This is a genomic window from Mucilaginibacter sp. (assembly GCF_965201005.1).
In the GTDB taxonomy this organism is placed as follows: Bacteria; Bacteroidota; Bacteroidia; order Sphingobacteriales; family Sphingobacteriaceae; genus Mucilaginibacter_A.
The window spans coordinates 3148556-3165716 of the sequence record NZ_OZ241747.1; the positions used below are offsets into that span (position 1 = coordinate 3148556).

Annotated in this window: 11 protein-coding genes; 1 reads left to right on the forward strand and 10 read right to left on the reverse strand. The window is 44.4% G+C overall.

Going from position 1 to position 17161, the window contains the following annotated elements; translation table 11 throughout:
- The first annotated feature begins 100 nt into the window (after window positions 1–100).
- Window positions 101–1381: a hypothetical protein gene (locus ACOFKR_RS14425; RefSeq protein ID WP_419801507.1), complete on the forward strand. Its 1281-nt coding sequence runs from the start codon at window positions 101–103 to the stop codon at window positions 1379–1381.
- 353 nt (window positions 1382–1734) lie between these two features.
- Here the strand turns inward: ACOFKR_RS14425 and ACOFKR_RS14430 are convergent, their stop codons facing one another.
- The 10 genes from ACOFKR_RS14430 to ACOFKR_RS14475 form a co-directional block, all read right to left on the reverse strand.
- Window positions 1735–4014 (reverse strand): GH92 family glycosyl hydrolase, encoded by a 2280-nt coding sequence (locus ACOFKR_RS14430; protein ID WP_419801508.1) that lies wholly within the window; start codon window positions 4012–4014, stop codon window positions 1735–1737.
- 299 nt (window positions 4015–4313) lie between these two features.
- A complete protein-coding gene (locus tag ACOFKR_RS14435; RefSeq protein ID WP_419801509.1) occupies window positions 4314–6611 on the reverse strand; it encodes a GH92 family glycosyl hydrolase in 2298 nt (765 codons plus the stop codon).
- 59 nt (window positions 6612–6670) lie between these two features.
- Window positions 6671–7804 carry an exo-alpha-sialidase gene (locus ACOFKR_RS14440; RefSeq protein WP_419801510.1) on the reverse strand — a complete coding sequence of 378 codons (1134 nt, stop codon included), beginning with the start codon at window positions 7802–7804 and terminating at the stop codon, window positions 6671–6673.
- On the reverse strand, window positions 7801–8901 hold the full coding sequence (locus tag ACOFKR_RS14445) for a Tat pathway signal protein (protein WP_419801511.1): 1101 nt from the start codon (window positions 8899–8901) through the stop codon (window positions 7801–7803). Before ACOFKR_RS14445 ends, ACOFKR_RS14440 begins: the two co-directional genes overlap by 4 nt.
- Window positions 8898–9959: a carbohydrate-binding family 9-like protein gene (locus ACOFKR_RS14450; RefSeq protein ID WP_419801512.1), complete on the reverse strand. Its 1062-nt coding sequence runs from the start codon at window positions 9957–9959 to the stop codon at window positions 8898–8900. The genes ACOFKR_RS14445 and ACOFKR_RS14450 overlap by 4 nt, the downstream gene beginning before the upstream one ends.
- A 75-nt stretch (window positions 9960–10034) precedes the next feature.
- A complete protein-coding gene (locus ACOFKR_RS14455; RefSeq protein ID WP_419801513.1) occupies window positions 10035–10169 on the reverse strand; it encodes a hypothetical protein in 135 nt (44 codons plus the stop codon).
- Window positions 10166–12463 carry a family 20 glycosylhydrolase gene (locus ACOFKR_RS14460; protein WP_419801514.1) on the reverse strand — a complete coding sequence of 766 codons (2298 nt, stop codon included), beginning with the start codon at window positions 12461–12463 and terminating at the stop codon, window positions 10166–10168. The genes ACOFKR_RS14455 and ACOFKR_RS14460 overlap by 4 nt, the downstream gene beginning before the upstream one ends.
- A 6-nt stretch (window positions 12464–12469) precedes the next feature.
- Window positions 12470–14341 carry a beta-galactosidase gene (locus tag ACOFKR_RS14465; RefSeq protein WP_419801515.1) on the reverse strand — a complete coding sequence of 624 codons (1872 nt, stop codon included), beginning with the start codon at window positions 14339–14341 and terminating at the stop codon, window positions 12470–12472.
- Complete coding sequence (locus ACOFKR_RS14470) at window positions 14334–15755, reverse strand: glycoside hydrolase family 125 protein (RefSeq protein WP_419801516.1); 1422 nt, start codon at window positions 15753–15755, stop codon at window positions 14334–14336. The genes ACOFKR_RS14465 and ACOFKR_RS14470 overlap by 8 nt, the downstream gene beginning before the upstream one ends.
- A 65-nt stretch (window positions 15756–15820) precedes the next feature.
- Window positions 15821–17149, reverse strand: coding sequence for a sugar MFS transporter (locus ACOFKR_RS14475; protein ID WP_419801517.1), 1329 nt, complete (start codon window positions 17147–17149; stop codon window positions 15821–15823).
- Window positions 17150–17161: the final 12 nt, after the last annotated feature.

A 17161-nucleotide genomic window follows, 5' to 3' on the forward strand; every position in this document is an offset into this window, starting at 1 on the left:
GCGCTCAATCGAAGGATCAACATTTCAAAATATTTTTTTTGTGTTACCTTCGATGCGACGAAACGTTTTTAGCCAGTTAGTTTTCTAAGTTTCAATTTTAATGAAAAAGTACATTTTCCTGATTTTTATCGCGCTGTCTTGTAAAATTTCCTTTGCGCAAAGTGAGTCGCCTTTGGCAACTTTTAAAAGCTTAAAAAACCAAGTAAAATCAAGCGGGGAAGAGTTGCTAAAAAACGGTTTTAGGGCCGGAGACGGCTATGGGGAAGTATGGATCAGGGATTTTAACACCTTCATGGAACTATCCTGTAAGGTAAACGACAAAGCCGTCATCAAACAACACCTGATCACCTTTTTCCAATTTCAACAGCCCGATGGCGACATTTTAGATGGATATGTTCCCAAACCTAAAGGAGGCGCGTCCGATTATTACCGATATCAGACCGCTTTGGCCCCAGCGTATGTTGGGTACAAAAACACCGTAGAAACCGATCAGGAAAGCTCGCTTGTTCAGGCAGTTTCAAAATACATTGAATACACTGGCGATACATCTATATTGATGGATACAGTAGGCAGCATTACCATCTTAAAAGGGATGGAAAACGCCATGCAATTTCTTCTGAATAAACGCTTTAGCAAAAAATATGGTTTGCTTTGGGGCGCAACCACGGCCGATTGGGGCGATGTACAACCGGAACATACTTGGGGCGTAGAGATGAACGGCAATACCCATAAGGCAATAGATATTTACGACAATGCCATGTTTGTGATCGCCCTTAACAATCTATTGGATTTCGCGGGTTTGCCAAAAAATGCTGTTAAACGCTGGTCGGTCATCAGGGATCAGTTTAAACGAAATATCAGAAAATACCTTTGGGACGAAGTTCACCAGAAGTTTGTCCCGCATATTTACTTAGATGGATCGCCTTTTCCAGCGTCCTTTGACGAAGCTAAAATTTACTATCATGGCGGCACGTCCGTGGCCATCGAAGCCGGACTACTAAGCAAAGCTGAAGTTTTGGCCGCTTATTTAAAGATGCAGGATGATGTGAAAAAAGCACATGCAGCAAGCATTGGCTTAACGCTGTATCCTACTTATCCCGCAGGCTATTTCGAGAATAAAGGCATGGGGCCATATTCCTATCAAAATGGCGGCGATTGGACATGGTTTGGGGCGCGCATGGTTACGCAACTGGTAGATTACGGCTTTACTGACGAAGCCTTAGCTGCGATACAGCCCATGCTGCAGCGTGTAGTTAAAAACAAGGGGTTCTTTGAATGGTACACGCCAGACAATCAGCCAAAAGGCTCTTCAAGTTTTCGGGGTTCTGCTGGTGTGCTGTGGACCGCAATAACTAAATTAGAGGATAAATTGAAGCAATAGCCTTGAGCCTGTTTAAATTTTCTTCTAAAGTTTTTATATGCTTCTTTTACCACCTGAAATCTGGCGGTTTTTTATGGGTTTTTTCTATCGGCAGCAAACATAAAAGCTAAATTTATACGCATAAAAGAAGCATTGTAAACTGATCAAAAACAGTTTAAACAGGCTCTTAATCCCAATCAATCTTAATTTATAATCCGCACTGCTAAACATAGGATTTACAAATTTTAATCTCCATTTAAACAGAAAGGATTAAAACCCTTAACTAAAAGGTTAGGTTTTCCTGACCCCGACCAGCATATAAGTGATTATTAAACCAACAAGGTTTTAGAAACCTAGTTGGTTTTTTTGTACCTCTATTTTAAAGAAACTGAAAACGGCTCATCTTCCTGCTTAATACCACGATTTTTATTCGGCTGTGCAGACATGTTGAAATTAATAGTTTCCCCCTGCATCAAAGCCGAATGACTTAACCAGTTTTTATCATATGGTTTGCCGTTTACCGTCATTGTATTGATGTATTTATTTTCTGCGGAATTGGATGCTGCGTTTATCAATACTTTTTTGCCGTTCTCCAGGTTCAGCGTGATCTTTTTAAACAGCGGCGCGCCCAAAGCATACTGATCTGAAGCGGGCGTAACCGGATAAAAACCCATCGCCGAAAACAAATACCAGGCCGAAGTTTGTCCGTTGTCTTCATCTCCGCAATAACCGTCTGGTGTGGCTTTGTACAATTTGTTCATTGTTTCGCGCACCCAATATTGCGTTTTCCAAGGCTGATCGGCATAATCGTACAGATAGATCATGTGCTGGATCGGTTGGTTGCCATGCGCATATTGCCCCATATCGGCAATTTGCATTTCACGGATTTCGTGGATCACGCCGCCGTAATAACTATCATCAAAAATTGGTGGCAGCGTAAATACAGAATCCAGCTTGGCTGCAAACCGTTTTTTTCCGCCCATCAAATTCATCAAACCGTTGATGTCATGAAAAACAGACCATGTATAATGCCAGCTGTTGCCTTCCGTAAAAGCATCGCCCCATTTAAAAGGGTTGAAAGGTGACTGAAACTTGCCGTCCTGGTTTTTGCCGCGCATCATGTTGGTTTCCTTGTCGAACAGGTTTTTATAGTTCATGCTTCTTTTAGCGTATAAATCTGTTTCTGCTTTCGGTCTGCCCAACGCTTTTCCTAATTGTGAAATCGCAAAGTCATCATAAGCATATTCCAGCGTGCGGGCCGCGTTTTCGTTGATTTTTACATCATAAGGTACATAACCCAGCGCGTTGTAATATTTTACGCCGGTGCGGCCGGTGCCTTCCGGGCCTTCGCCGTTTGCACCATGGAGCAATGCTTCATACAAAGTGTTGATGTCGTATCCGCGCAAACCTTTTAAATAAGCTTCTGCCACAACCGAAGCAGAATTATTGCCTACCATTACATTAGAATATCCCGGACTGCTCCACTCCGGCAGCCAGCCGCCTTCTTTGTAATCGCTGATCAAACCCTGCTGCATTTCTTTGCTGATGGATGGATAAACTAAGTTCAAAAATGGATATAAAGCGCGAAAAGTGTCCCAGAAACCGGTTCCGGCAAACATATACCCAGGCATAATTTTACCGTTGTAAGGGCTCCAGTGCACAATTTTGTTATTGGCATCCAGCTCATATAATTTGTTCGGGAAGAACAGCGCGCGGTAAAAACAAGAATAAAAAGTCCGCATCTGATCTACCGTTCCGCCTTCTACCTGGATATGGTTTAAGGTTTTGTTCCAAACTGCTTTGGCTTTTGCTTTGGTTTGATCGAAGCTGTCATCGGCAAGTTCGCGTTTCAGGTTCAGTTCGGCCTGATCGAAACTGATAAAAGACGATGCTACTTTTAGCCCTACTTTTTCGCCTTTCTGCGTTTTAAAACCGATGACCGCACCTGCATGATCGGCCGTAATCTCCAACGAATCCTGCGCCAGTGTTTTGCCGTGCCAGGCTTTGGCAACAGTAAAAGGTTTATCAAAAATCAGCACAAAATAATTTTTAAAATTTTGCAGTTTACCGCTGGCGTAGCGTTTGGTATAACCGATTACCTTGTTTTCCTTCGGGATGATTTTAATGTACGAACCTTTGTCCAGCGCATCAATAACCACAAAAGAACTGTCGTTTTTTGGGAAAGTAAACCGGAATTGCGCGGCGCGTTCTGTGGGCGTAATTTCCGTTGTTACATCATGATCGGCCAGATAAACGCTGTAATAATAAGGTTTGGAGATTTCTGCTTTGTGCGAAAACCAGCTGGCGCGTTCGTCTTGCGTAAATTTTAAATGACCGGTAACCGGCATGATCGCAAATTGCCCGTAATCGTTCATCCAGGGCGAAGGCTGATGTGTTTGCTTAAAATCACGGATTTTATCAGCAGCATATTGGTATTGCCAGCCGCTGCCCATCGGTCCGGTTTGCGGCGTCCAGAAATTCATCCCCCAGGGCACTGCAATAGCCGGATAAGTATTTCCGTTAGATAAACTCGGCTTAGAATCAGTGCCCATTAAAGGGTTGATCCATTCTACCGGATCTGAAATCTGGTTGACCTGCTGGGCAAAAACCGACAAGTGGAAACCTGCAAAAAATATAATTAAAAACTTTTTCATGGTGGTGTATTTGCTATGGATCAATAACAGAAACCGGTCTTCTGCCGCGGCCTAAGTTATTAAAAATACAGAACTTGAACCTTGATTATTTTTTACAGATTGACATTGAAACTTGACGAAAACCATTGCGGCTTATTCTGATCGTTTCCCGTTAGATTTCCATATTTTACCAATTAGATTTAGCAGTTTTATGCTGAAAAAACCCTGATAAAAACAGCATTATAATACAAGAGACAAAAATTTACCAGATAAAAACAGCATTAGGCAGATTATAACCTAATGCTGTTTTTGATTGAATTTTACGGACGGTCAGCCATCGAAACGCCCCAGGTTGCACTTGGTTTGCTGCCCATTTCCAGCACCAGATCCCCACCGTTAACCAGCTCCTGATAAGTAATGTAGGAATGGCTGAATTTTTTGCCATTAAAAGAAGCACTCTGGATATACATATTTTGTGCACTGTTGTTTTTAGCGATAACATGCAGCTTTTTGCCGGCCGCCAATTGTAAGGTGGCTTCGTTAAAGAGCGGACTGCCGAACACGAAAACCCCGCTGAACGGATTTACCTGATAAAAACCTATCGACGATAAAATATACCAGGACGACATTTGGCCAACATCTTCATTTCCAATAATCCCGTCCGGCTTGTCCGTATAAAAATTATTCATGATGTAGCGTACTATTTTGGCTGTTTTCCAGGGCTGGCCAACATACGGATACAAATAAGCGATGTGGTGCGAAGGTTCGTTCCCGTGCGCATATTGCCCGATCAAACCGGAAATATCCGGTGATTTTTCTTTGCCCATATCACCTTTTACAACAAAAAGCGAATCTAATTTTCGGATAAACGGTTTATCGCCGCCTTGCAAGGCAATCATGCCTTTCACATCCTGCGGCACCAACCATGTGTACTGCCAGGCGTTTCCTTCGGTATAATCACCAACGGCGTGGCGTGATTGAAACGGACTAAAAGGCATACGAAACTGGTCTTTGTTTAATCTTGCACGCATAAAATGCGTTTTTGAATCAAAGTAGTTCCTGTAATTCTGTCCTCTCTTTTCAAAATAATCATAATCGGCCGTTTTGCCCATTTTTTTAGCCATCGCTGCAATTGCAGCATCAGAAATGGCATATTCCAAACCCATTGACACAGATTCTACCGTGCTGTCTGCAGGGATGTAACCCAGTTTTTGCACATAATGCAGGCCGCGGGCGGTGTCCATTGCGCTGGCTTTTACGGCTTTGTACGCCAGTGCTGCATCAAAGCCTTTATACCCTTTTAAATAAGCGTCAACAATAACAGGCACAGCACTATAGCCAACCATGGTATTGGTTTCGTTGCCCATTAAATGCCAAACCGGCAATTTGCCCTGCTGCTGATAAATGGCCAGCATCGTGTTTACAATATCGCTGATTTTTTCGGGCTGGATTAAAGTATAAAGCGGGTTTAAAGCGCGGTAAGTGTCCCACAAAGAAAACGTGGTCAGATTGGTAAATGCTGCTTTTGGATATACTTTTTTGTCTGTGCCGAGGTAATCGCCGTTATGATCGTTAAAAATTGAGGGCGCGATCATGCTGTGGAACATGGCCGTGTAAAAAATCTTTTTTTGCTGCTCATCAGGGGTTTTGATGATTACTTTTTCCAAAGCTTTGTTCCATTTATGATCGGCTTCGGCCACTGCCTGGTTAAAGTTCCATCCAGGGATTTCTGCCCGGATATTCATCAAAGCATTTTCTTCGCTCACCGGCGAAATACCTACTTTTATCAGTACTTTTTCGCCAGCGGTTGTAGCAAATGTTAGAACACCTTTTGCTTTTACAGCGGTTAAAGCTGTGCCGGTTTTCAGCGTTAAATTATCGTAAACAGAGAAATTTTTGATCGGTTTGGAAAACACTGCGGCAAAGTAAATCCGCTGATCTTTGGCCCACCCGGTAGAAAAACGATAACCAGTTATGGTGTTTGCATTGATTTGCCGGATAGACGTTTTTGTTGACCGGTCCCAGTTTAAACCTTCGTGCAAATCGATAATGATATGCGATTGATCGTCTTTTGGGAAGGTATATTCGTGAAAACCAACCCGTTCGCTGGCCGTTAGCCGCACTCCGATGTTGTAACGCTTTAATTTAACGGCGTAATAACCCGGACGAACGGTTTCATCTTTGTGACTGAAAAGCGAAGTATAACCGCTGTAAATATCTTTCTGCGTGCCTTTGGTCAGTTTGATCGGTCCGGTTGTGGGCATAAAAGTCAGATCACCCAGATCACCAATTCCGGTTCCGCTTAAATGCGTGTGCTGAAAGCCAATAATGGTAGAATCTGCAATGTTATAACCCGAGCACCAATCCCAGCCCTGCGCAATATTGGTAGGCCCCAATTGTACTGCCCCGAAAGGAACATTTGCCCCAACAAAAACGTGGCCGTGGCCGCCCGAGCCAATGTATTGATCTACATATTTGGTAAGGTTCTGGTTTTGCTGCGCCACGGCGGCCCGACAAAAAAATATCGATAAAAGAAGCATGCACACTTTAACCCCCTGAAGGGCTGAAAAACCCAAATTGTACAACTTAGTTTTGTTAATGTATTTTCTGTAATTCATGGTTAATCTTATTTTTGAATGCTTGTTTTTATTAATTTTAAAAGTTCAACTTACTTTTTCTAAGGCTCAGGGAGTTTAAACCGCAAAATTTCAACAGATTCTTTTTGTCTGGAAACAACCACATACATCCGGCCATCTTTGATCATCGTGTCGGGATAACCATATTGGCCTTCTTTATACAAACCCTCGTGCTTTAAACGGTATATTTCATCTGCAATGATATAATTGTGGTTAAATAGTTTGGCATCGTCGGAAATGCTCAAAACCAGCGGGTTGCGGTTGTTACGGTGCAGTGTATCCGGGATGCCGACGTAGTAAACGCGCCCATCCGGCAAATGCCCGAAATGAAACTTGCTGTCGTTATCGCTAAACAATGTTTCTTGTGGTTTGCTCCAGGTTTGGGCATTATCGGCACTTTCCGTGAGCCACAAACGTCCTTTCCATTCTTTACCGGTTACCCGTAACAGCATGTGGATTACGTTGTTTTTTGTCTGATAAAAAGAGCCTTCGCAAAGTGCTGGAAAGCCATTTTTTGCTGCCGGGGCGTAAAAAGCGGAAGAATTATCCTGTGTGTACAAAGAATCTGCATAAAAACTACTGGTTTTCCAGCCGGAAATCCCATAAGGGTCATCGGTATAAGGAAACAAAAAATTACCTGAAATCAGCAGGCGGCCACTATTTAATTGCTGCGGGCCATAGTTTGGGATCAGCGGTACGTTTAAATCAATTTCCTGCCCCCAATGTTCGCCGTCTTCTGTAACAACCGCGTACAATCTGGTGTTTTGCCGGTGCTTGGTATATTCACCAAAATAAGCAACCAAAGTGCCTTTATACTGATAAAAACCCGCTGCCGTAAGTATGTTTAAAGTATCGTTGGTTTTGGTAGGATTAGCCAGCACTTTAGGTTCACTCCAATGAAAAAAATCCGAAGAAACCGCATAAACCACCCGCTGGCCGGGCGAATCTTCATCCTTAATTCCGTTAGACCACATCGCATAAAACTTGTTTTTAAAGCTGATGATGGCCGGATGATGGTTGTACAAACCCGTATTTCCGGGCGTAAAAACCATACTGCGCTCAATTATGAGGTGGGGCAATCCTGTTGAATCTGCATAGTTGTTGCGGATTTCCGAAGCCTGAGCCCAAATTTTAGTCGATAAAAACAGTATCAAAATTAAAACACCTGCTTTCATGCTTTCTGAAACGGGATTTTTGCAGAAGCTGTTTTCAACGCTTCCAAATGCCCGTCCGTAACATTACCAAACAACGAAACCCCGGCCGCACCGTTGGACAAAGCGTTGACCACACCTTGTTCTACTTCCGTATCATTCTTAAAATCAGGCATATACAAACCGGCATACAACGGAAATTTGCCGTGTAAAGCGGTTACGCCTTCGTTTACTGCCGAACCGATCCAGGAAACATTTTCCTTATAAAAACCATGGTAGATCATCGGGCAAACGCCGCTGATGTTCCAGTTCGCCCAATCCTGTTTCACGTTTCGGTGCGCAATATCAGGCGTAGGGAAAACGGCTGCAGTGATTGACTTTTTGTAAGAATCGGCCACCTTTGTCAACCGTTCAACCACTTGGTTTACACGCTGATACCGAAACAAACGCCACGACGGGCTTGCCTCCGGATACTGCACCAAATCTATATCTTCACCGGTTTCTTTTTTGTAGGCCGCTTTACAAACCGGGCAATAGCAGTAATCATATTCGGGCAGTTCGCTGGTTTGTACAATATTGTAGTTCTTCCACAGGTTCACCGGCAAAATCACGTCGCAAAAACGCACATAATCCAGGTGGATACCATCTACATAATCTTTTTTTAACGCTGTTTCATAATCCCTGGCCAGGTAATCTTTTACTTCCTCGCGGGAAGGACAAAGCCAGCGGTAATAATTTACATAAGGCGGATGCGTGGCGCAGGATTCGCCTTTTCGGTTCCAGGCGTACCATTCGGGATGCGATTCCAGTAACGATTTTTCGCCGCGGTTCATCGTCCAGATCCAGCGGTGCGCTTCAATTTTATGCGCTTTTGCCACGCGGAAATGCTTTTCGCTGTCGTTTTCAAAAAATATCCCACGGATACCGGCCTCATAATATTTTCGGTAGCGTTCGGCCAGCTGCGCATCGGTATCTTTCAAATCAGGGTTCGTCCAAACCCAGTGTTTCCAGCCTTTTTGTTTTTTGCTGAAGTTATTTTCCGCTTCGGAAACTGCGGGCAAAAGTGTTGCAGATAAACCTGCAACCAAACTGCTTTTTACAAATTTTCTGCGATTTGTCATGATTTTGATTTTAATATTTGGATTAGTCCTTCGTCGTTTATGCTGATGGCCGCACTGCCTTCCGCTTTAATGGTGGCCGTAAACTGTTTGGCCGAGGCATCCATTTGCAAAATATTTTCCCGTTCCCCAACCCTTGCCCCCCGCTCCATTTTCAACTCAGCCAGGTTTTGTGCATACGTTCCGTTTTTTTGCAGATACTGTTTTTGCCGGTAATAAATCAGCCATAAATATTTTTTCTGTTCTTCCGAAAAAGGCATGGTAAAAACAGCATCGGTTTTACGTGTAAACTGCAGATAGCCAAAGCGTTCGGGGTAGTGCATGTTGATTACGCCCTGCGGAGACCAAACCCAGTTATGTTCCGGCAAATCCCGGCCTGATGCATCTTTTAGCTTGATGTTTTTATCACCTGCAACCCTGGTGCCCCACTCCACCCGCGAAAAATTGATACGCCAGATTGCACCTTCTTCCGGTACTTTTACCGGAAAACCCATGCGCAAGTCTTTCAGCGGAATGGCCATTTCTACCGTCCAGCCTTTGTCTGTATCTTTTGGGTTGTTCAGCGTGCCGATGATTTCCACACCGCTTTTTAAACCTGCCGCATCCCAGCTTATCAGCGCATCGCCACCGTTTCGGTAAGGTTTTGGCATAAAAAGGTCGAATATTTTGTTGATCGCATTAATTTCGATTTCAAAATACTGGTGCGTGTTGTTGTCGGGATCGATAAAAATCTCAAAATCATTATCCTTATAAATAATATCATCGTGGTGCATTTGCGTTGCCCAGATTTGCGGTTCCTTCAGCTCCGCGGCAATAAACAATGTCGAATCGTTCCACAACATTTTTACGCGGGTCTGCAGCTTTGGCAGCGGTTTTAAACTGCCTTCAATATCCACAAAATCAGTTGTCCACGCAGCTTTTTGCCAGGCGTTTTCTGTTAAATTTCCGTTGATTTTGAGAACCTGATCTGTATGATGCACCACATAATTTTTTGGGATGGAAAACAAGTTTTCAAAACCCTCAAAACTGTTTTGGGCTTTCAGTTTTAAACCGTTGGCCATCAGCAGGAAAAGTAAAATGAAAATGCTTCTTTTAGGCACTAAAATTTGGTGTTTAATGTTGATTATAAACTTAATTCAATTATTTTTTGGGGCGATGCTGCTGATTTCTTGCACTGTAATTCCGTTGCCGCTTTTTTCGGCTGACCGTGCAATGCGTTGTTCCTGTTCCGGGGAAAGCAAAACAAACCCAGCCGCTTTTTCATAGCTCAATGTTTGAGCCAGGCTGAGGGCACATCTGCAATTGGCGAACCGTTTACACTGTATTTTAACTTCAGCGTATAACCGCCGCCGCCTTCCACAAAATCCAGCGCAATGGGCTGCAAACCGGCTTTCAGGGCAACTTGTCCGGATTTTTCAACCGGTGCGTGCCAGCCGTCGTTGTTTACCACTTCATGGCCGGCAATGTTTAAAATCCCACCATCATCACAAGTCAGGTAAAAGCTGTAAATCCCATCTGCGGGTATCTGCAAAAAGCCAAAATACTTCAACCCAAAAGCTGGTGCCGATGCTTCTTTTGGCACCATAATTTCATCCGCTTTTACGGCCAGTTTTGGTTGTCCGGCCATCAGCTTTGAACTTTTGTATATCCCCGGATAATAATTGCAGATCAAACCGCTGGCAATTCCGGCCGGTTTTGCAGGTTCGGCCAGGATTTGCTTCGTATAATGTAAATTGTAAATATCGCCGCGGATGCCGCTTTGTGTAAATGCGGCCAGGCGGATGTACATCGGGTTTTTAATGGTAAAAGAAGCATTCAATGGTGTAGAATTTTCGCTGGGCAGGCTGCCATCGGTAGTGTAGCGCAGCGTTAAATCCGGCAATGGTTTCTGCGGATTGAAAACGGCAGAATCCAGAAAAACATTTTGCTCTACCAAACCGGTAATATCAGGCAAACGGTAATGTACGTGCAGCGCATCCAACCGCGGATAGTTCATGATCAAACGTTGCTGATAGCTATTGTATTCGTCTTTATTTGTCCATAAACGTTCTGCCAAAGCCGTCATCCGCGGAAAAACCATGTAGTCGGCGCGGTTTTCTGTCGGGATTTTTTCCGACCACACATTGGCCTGTGCACCGATGATATTTTTGGCTTCTTTGTCTGTTAAGCCTTTTGGTATCGGGTTGAAATGATATACATTTGAGACTGAATTCTGATCCGGTTCGGCATCAAAATAAAGCGGGTTCCCCGGCGACATAATCACCAGGTTTCCATTTTTTGCAGCTTTGACCGGCGCACTTGGCACCCAGGTTCTCCAGTACATTACCATCGCTGTCGGGCTGATGCCGTCTTCCAGGATCTCGTCCCAGCCAATCAGTTTTCTGCCTTTGGAATTGAAGAATTTTTCCATCCGGTTGATAAAATAACTTTGCAGTTCGCCCGAAGTTTTCAAACCGTTTTTAGCCATGAAAGCTTTAGCCGATTCGGATTGTTCCCAGCTTGTACGGTCCACTTCATCACCTCCGATATGGATATATTCGCTCGGGAAAATCTGCATAATTTCCGTAAAAACATTCTCGGCAAATGTGTAAGTGCTTTCGTTGCTCGGGCAAATTGGCGTGGTAAAATCTTTGCCAAATTTGCTTTCGCCGGTGCAACTTAAAAACGGATAGCTGGTAATTGCCGCCATCATGTGGCCGGGCATATCAATTTCGGGGATCATATCAATGTGGCGCGCCAGTGCGTAGGCCACCACATCTTTCATCTGTTCCTGTGTGTAAAAACCGCCATAAAGTGTTTTGCCGTTGCGCCGGACGATGTGTTTCGGGTCCAAAGCAAAATCCGGGTTGTCTTTGGATTTGGCAATTACCGCCGAATCCTGATTATTGAACGTACGCCAGGCACCTTCTTCCGTTAGTTTCGGGTATTTTTTGATTTCGATGCGCCAGCCCTGATCGTCTGTTAAATGGATATGAAATTTGTTGAACTTATATAAAGCCAGCAGATCAATGTATTTTTTGAGATAATCCACCGAAAAAAAATGCCGCGAAACATCCAAATGCATTCCGCGCCAGGCATACGCCGGATAATCAGCAATAATCACGGCCGGAACTTCCAGTTTTTTAAGCTGATTTTCGGGCTTTTCGTCCGCCGGCAACAGTTGACGGATGGTTTCTACCGCCCTGAACATGCCTGCAGGTTCACGCGCTACCAAAATCAAGGCATTTTGCGTGATGTTGAGTTGATAACCTTCCGGTTCTTTAACCGCATCGTCATAACGCAGGGAAATATTGCGTGCCGAACTGCCGCTGCCCATATTTAACGGTTTGCCCAGATATTGCCCGATCAGGTTATTAAGCTGTTCCGCTTCGTTTTGAAAGCGCGGATCTGTAGAAATTATTTTCGTACCTGCAGTGATATTGAACGTACCTTTACCGGCCGTTAACGCTGTCGGGTATGGGATTAATGGAAATTTAGGGTTAACCTCCTGCGCTTTTACATCACCATAAAAAATAGTGCATAAAAACAGTATCCTGCTGATTTTCAAGATTTTATTTTTTTTCATAAAGGATTATTTTGTTGCAGCCAACTGATCCAGGACCGGATGATTTAATGCTGATAGTTGTGTATGACCGGATTTCAGTTCATCAAAAATTACTACTACGTTTTGTCCTTTTTTTAACCAAACCGAAGGCACATAAATGGTTTGCTGCGGCCCGATCTGCCAGTATTTACCTAAATTATGTCCGTTCAAAAACACAAAGCCTTTACCAAAATTGTGCATGTCCAGATAGGTATCGCCGGTGTCGTCCAAATTAAAAGTACCTTTATAAAGTGCCGGTTTGCCGATACTGTTTTTAGCGGTAAATTTCCATCCTGCCAGATTTTCAAACGGAAACCGGTACATTTTCCAATTCTGCAGTTCGGTTCCGTTCAGTGTAACGCTTTCGGTAATGCCCTGGCGGTTATCGTTCAAAAACGGACCATAATTGATGCGGCCGTTATTTTCCACTAAAATATCCAAAACCGAATTTGGGGCGACATTTTGCAACATCAGCGAATCTTGTTTCAACCTTCTGTCCAACGTGTTCACCATTTTTCCATTGATAAAAACAGTAGCATAATCACGCATTTCCTTAATTTTCAGCAAACCGTCAGCTTTATTTTTCAATATCGTTCGATACAAAACAAAGCCGTAACCCTGGTTTAGATCTTCAAAACAAACCGGCATTTTCGCTTCAATCGGTTTTGGCAACTGAGCAAACAACCCTGCAAAAGCATTTAACTTAATAGTTGGGATGGAGATTGTTTTTTGTTTCTGCGGAATTTCCGGCAATTTTTCTCCTGCGGGAAGATGTTTGGCGATCACCCCGCGAAACTGCATAAACTTTTCGGTCGGGTTTCCGGCTTCGTCCAGCGGTGCGTCGTAATCATAACTGGAAACCTGCGGCGAATAGGGGTTTTGCCTATTCATGTTTGCGCCGTTCATAAAACCGCGCGTGGTGCCGCCATGAAACATGTACATATTGATGGAAATACCTGCCGAAAGGATTTTGTCCAGCTTTTCCGCCGCTTCTTTTCCGGAAACATCGGCGTGTTTTTTGCCCCAGTCATCAAACCAGCCGGGATACCATTCGGCCACATAATACGGGCCTTTTCCGTTGTGGTATTTATTGATCAAGGCTTTCACTTCGGCCGGGTTTTCCAGTCCGTTTACCGCAGGCAAAAAGCCGGGCAGATAACCGCGCGGCATTTGCCCGGGGCCATCGCAGGTAAACAAAATGCCATCAAAACCGGCATCACGAAATAGTTTGGCATTGGTAGCGAGGTAAGCCTTGTCATCACCGTAAGAACCGTATTCATTTTCAAACTGAACCATCAGAATATTGCCGCCATGCGTTACCTGCAGCGGTGCCAACTGTTTGGCCACCTGATCGATATAGTTTTTATAAGCGGTTAAAAACTTAGGGTCTTCGCTGCGCACTTTCATGGTTTTATCTTTTAAAAGCCACCACGGATAGCCGCCAAATTCCCACTCGGCGCACACGTACGGACTTGGCCGAAGCACCACAAACAAACCTTCTTCACCGGCAATTTTTACAAATTCGGCAATATCGTTATTTCCTTTAAAATCGTATTTGCCCGGCATTGGCTCGTGCGCATTCCAGAAAACGTAAGTTCCAATGGTATTCAAGCCCATTGCTTTAGCCATTTTCATGCGCGCGCGCCAGTATTCGCGCGGGATACGCGGCGCGTGCATCTCACCCGAAATCATTTGGAAAGGTTTGCCATCGAGCAGGAAAACGCTGTCGGCAAGCGCAAAAGTATGGGTTTGAGGTTTGAGTGATGAGGCTTGAGCGGAGAGCGGGGAACGATCGGCAATCAGCAAGAAAACAGTCGATAAAAACAGTATCAAAATCTTTTTCATCTTTGATTTATCCATTTAACAAAGCCGGGTTTTTTTGATAGGTTTCCCACAAAAACTCGCCAAAAATGGTGTTGGCCCAGGCAAACCAGCTGCGGGTAAAATCGGCCGGGTTGTCCTTGTTAAAAGATTCGTGCATGAAACCGGTTCCGGCATGGGTGGTTTTAAGCATCTGAACACAATGCTTGATCTCTGCATCATTGTTACTGGTCAGTCCGCGGGCGATAATGCTGAGCGGCCAAATCATGCCGTCTTTGCCAACGTGCGGGCCGCCGATACCTTCTGCTGCTTTTCCTTTGTAGAAATAAGGATTGCTACCGGACAAAACAAACTTCCTGGTGTTTTGATAGATTGGGTCAGAAACCGAAACGGCATCCAGATAAGGCAACGCCAGCAAACTTGGGATGTTGGCATCGTCCATCAGGTTGTGGTTGCCAAAACCATCTACTTCAAAAGCGTAAATTTTGCCAAATTCCGGGTGTTGTACGATAGCATGTTTTTGTAAAGCCTGCCCCACTTCGGTTGCCAGCGCAGTTAATTCCGACGCTAATTTTTGATCGGTAAAAACAGCATTCACCATTTCGGCGGCTTGTTTTAAACTGATGACGGCAAAAAAGTTGGACGGCACCAGGTACGGATAAATGGTTGCGTCATCACTCGGGCGGAACATTGAACAGATCAGCCCGTTGGGTTTTACCGGAAAACCGTAACCGCCCATCGGCAGCGTATCGGTAGGCGAAGTGGTGCGCCGCTGGAAATGGTACGGACCGCGGTCGGTTTTGCGCTGCTGCTGTTTAAAAGTTTGCAGGATCAGTTCGATGGATTTCTTCCACTGCGCATCAAAAGGGGATTTGTCGCCGGTTTCTTTCCAGTAACGGTGCGCCAGACGGATCGGGTAACAAAGCGAATCAATTTCGTATTTGCGCTCGTGGATACCCGGCTTCATGTCCGTATGGTCGGTTTTCCATTCGCTCACTTTGTTGTCATCTTTATAAAACGCATTGGCATACGGGTCTTCCAGCACGCAATGCGCCTGGCGGTTAATCACACCGGCGATCAGGTGCCGCAGCTTTTCGTCTTTTTTCAAGAAAGGCAAATAAGGCCAAACCTGCGCGCAGCTATCGCGGAGCCACATGGCATCAATATCGCCCGTGATCACGTATGTATCAGGCCGTGCTTCTTTTAGGGCATAAAAAACAGTGGTGTCCAGCGTGTTGGGGAAACAGTTTTCAAAAAGCCAGGCCAACTCCGGGTCTTTCACTTTAGCTTTAAATTGCGTGATCGCATCTTCTACCGCTTTGCTTGTGAAGTTGCGTTTGGCCAAAGGCGGACGATGGCTTTCATAGGGTACAAAATCTGCAAAAACAGATTTATTGATCAGTAAACCGGCAGAAAGTAAACCGGTTTGTTGTAAAAATGTGCTTCTTTTCATAAAAGTTAAAATAATAGGTAATCAGCTTTGGGCAATCAGCCAAAAACCCTGGACAATTTATTAAACTACTCTGCTATTGGAAAAGTATTTTTAACTTTTAAATTTCCGTTTAAGCCAATGGTATGGCCTTTTATCCCGTAATATAAGATAAAAAGATAACATGGCACCAGCAGCCAGTATGCATGCGTTGGTGTAAAAGCATCTGCCAAACGGCCGTAAGCAAGCGGGATGAGTGCACCGCCGCCAATCGCCATAATCATAAATGAGGAACCGATTTTGGTAAACCTGCCCAAACCTGCAATTGCCAGCGGCCAGATGGCCGGCCACAATAACGAGTTGGCCAAACCCAGCAAAGCGATAAACAGGACGGAAACATATCCGCTGGTAAAAACAGCACCGAGCGAGAAAACCACCCCTAAAACTGCGGATACTTTTAACGCCTGCTCCTGTTTAAAATATTTGGGGATACAGATGATGCCGGTGATGTAACCGATAATCATCCCCAACAAAGTACAAGTTGTGAAAAATTTTGCGGTAGATAAAGGAATGCCCTGACTTGCGCCATAACTAATGATCGAATCTCCGGCCAAAACCTCTACCCCAACGTATAAAAATAAAGTAAAAACGCCCAGCAGCAAATGCGGGAACTGGAAAATACTGGTTTTGTTGGTGTTGGCGGCGGCAACGGTCTCGTCTTCGTGGTCGGTATCAATCTCGGGCAAAGTGGAAAAAGAGACCAGGATGGCCAAAATCATCAAAATAACAACAATAACAATATAAGGCGTGATTACACGGTGCGCAAGCTGGTTCAGTTCGTTTACTTTTTCTGCGGATGGCATGGTTGTTAACCGGGCTTTTAAACCGTCGGCATCTTTCAAAGCAATAGCACCTAAAATAATTGGCGCAATGGCACCGGCCACTTTATTGCAGATGCCCATAATGCTGATGCGTTTGGCCGCACTTTCTGCCGGCCCCAAAATGGTAATGTACGGGTTGGAGGCCGTTTGCAAAACCGCCAAACCGGTGCCCTGCACAAATAAACCTAGTAAAAACAGTACGTAAGTCCTGCTTAACGCTGCCGGGATAAAAATGAGCGCGCCAACTGCCATAATGCCCAGCCCGACCGACATGCCGTTTTTAAAACCCGTTTTTTTGAGCAGCCAGGCTGACGGAATGGCCATTACCAGATAGGAAATGTAAAAGGCAAAAGCTACCAGATAGGATTCAAAATTATTCAGTTCGCAGGCCAGTTTTAAATACGGGATCAATACCGAATTCATCCAAGTTACAAAACCGAAAATGAAGAACAGGGCACCAATAATCAGGATTGCTTTGGAACTTTTGTCCGAATTTGGATTGCCTGATGAAGTTGCCGTACCGGGGATATTTGCCATTTGAATTAAGGT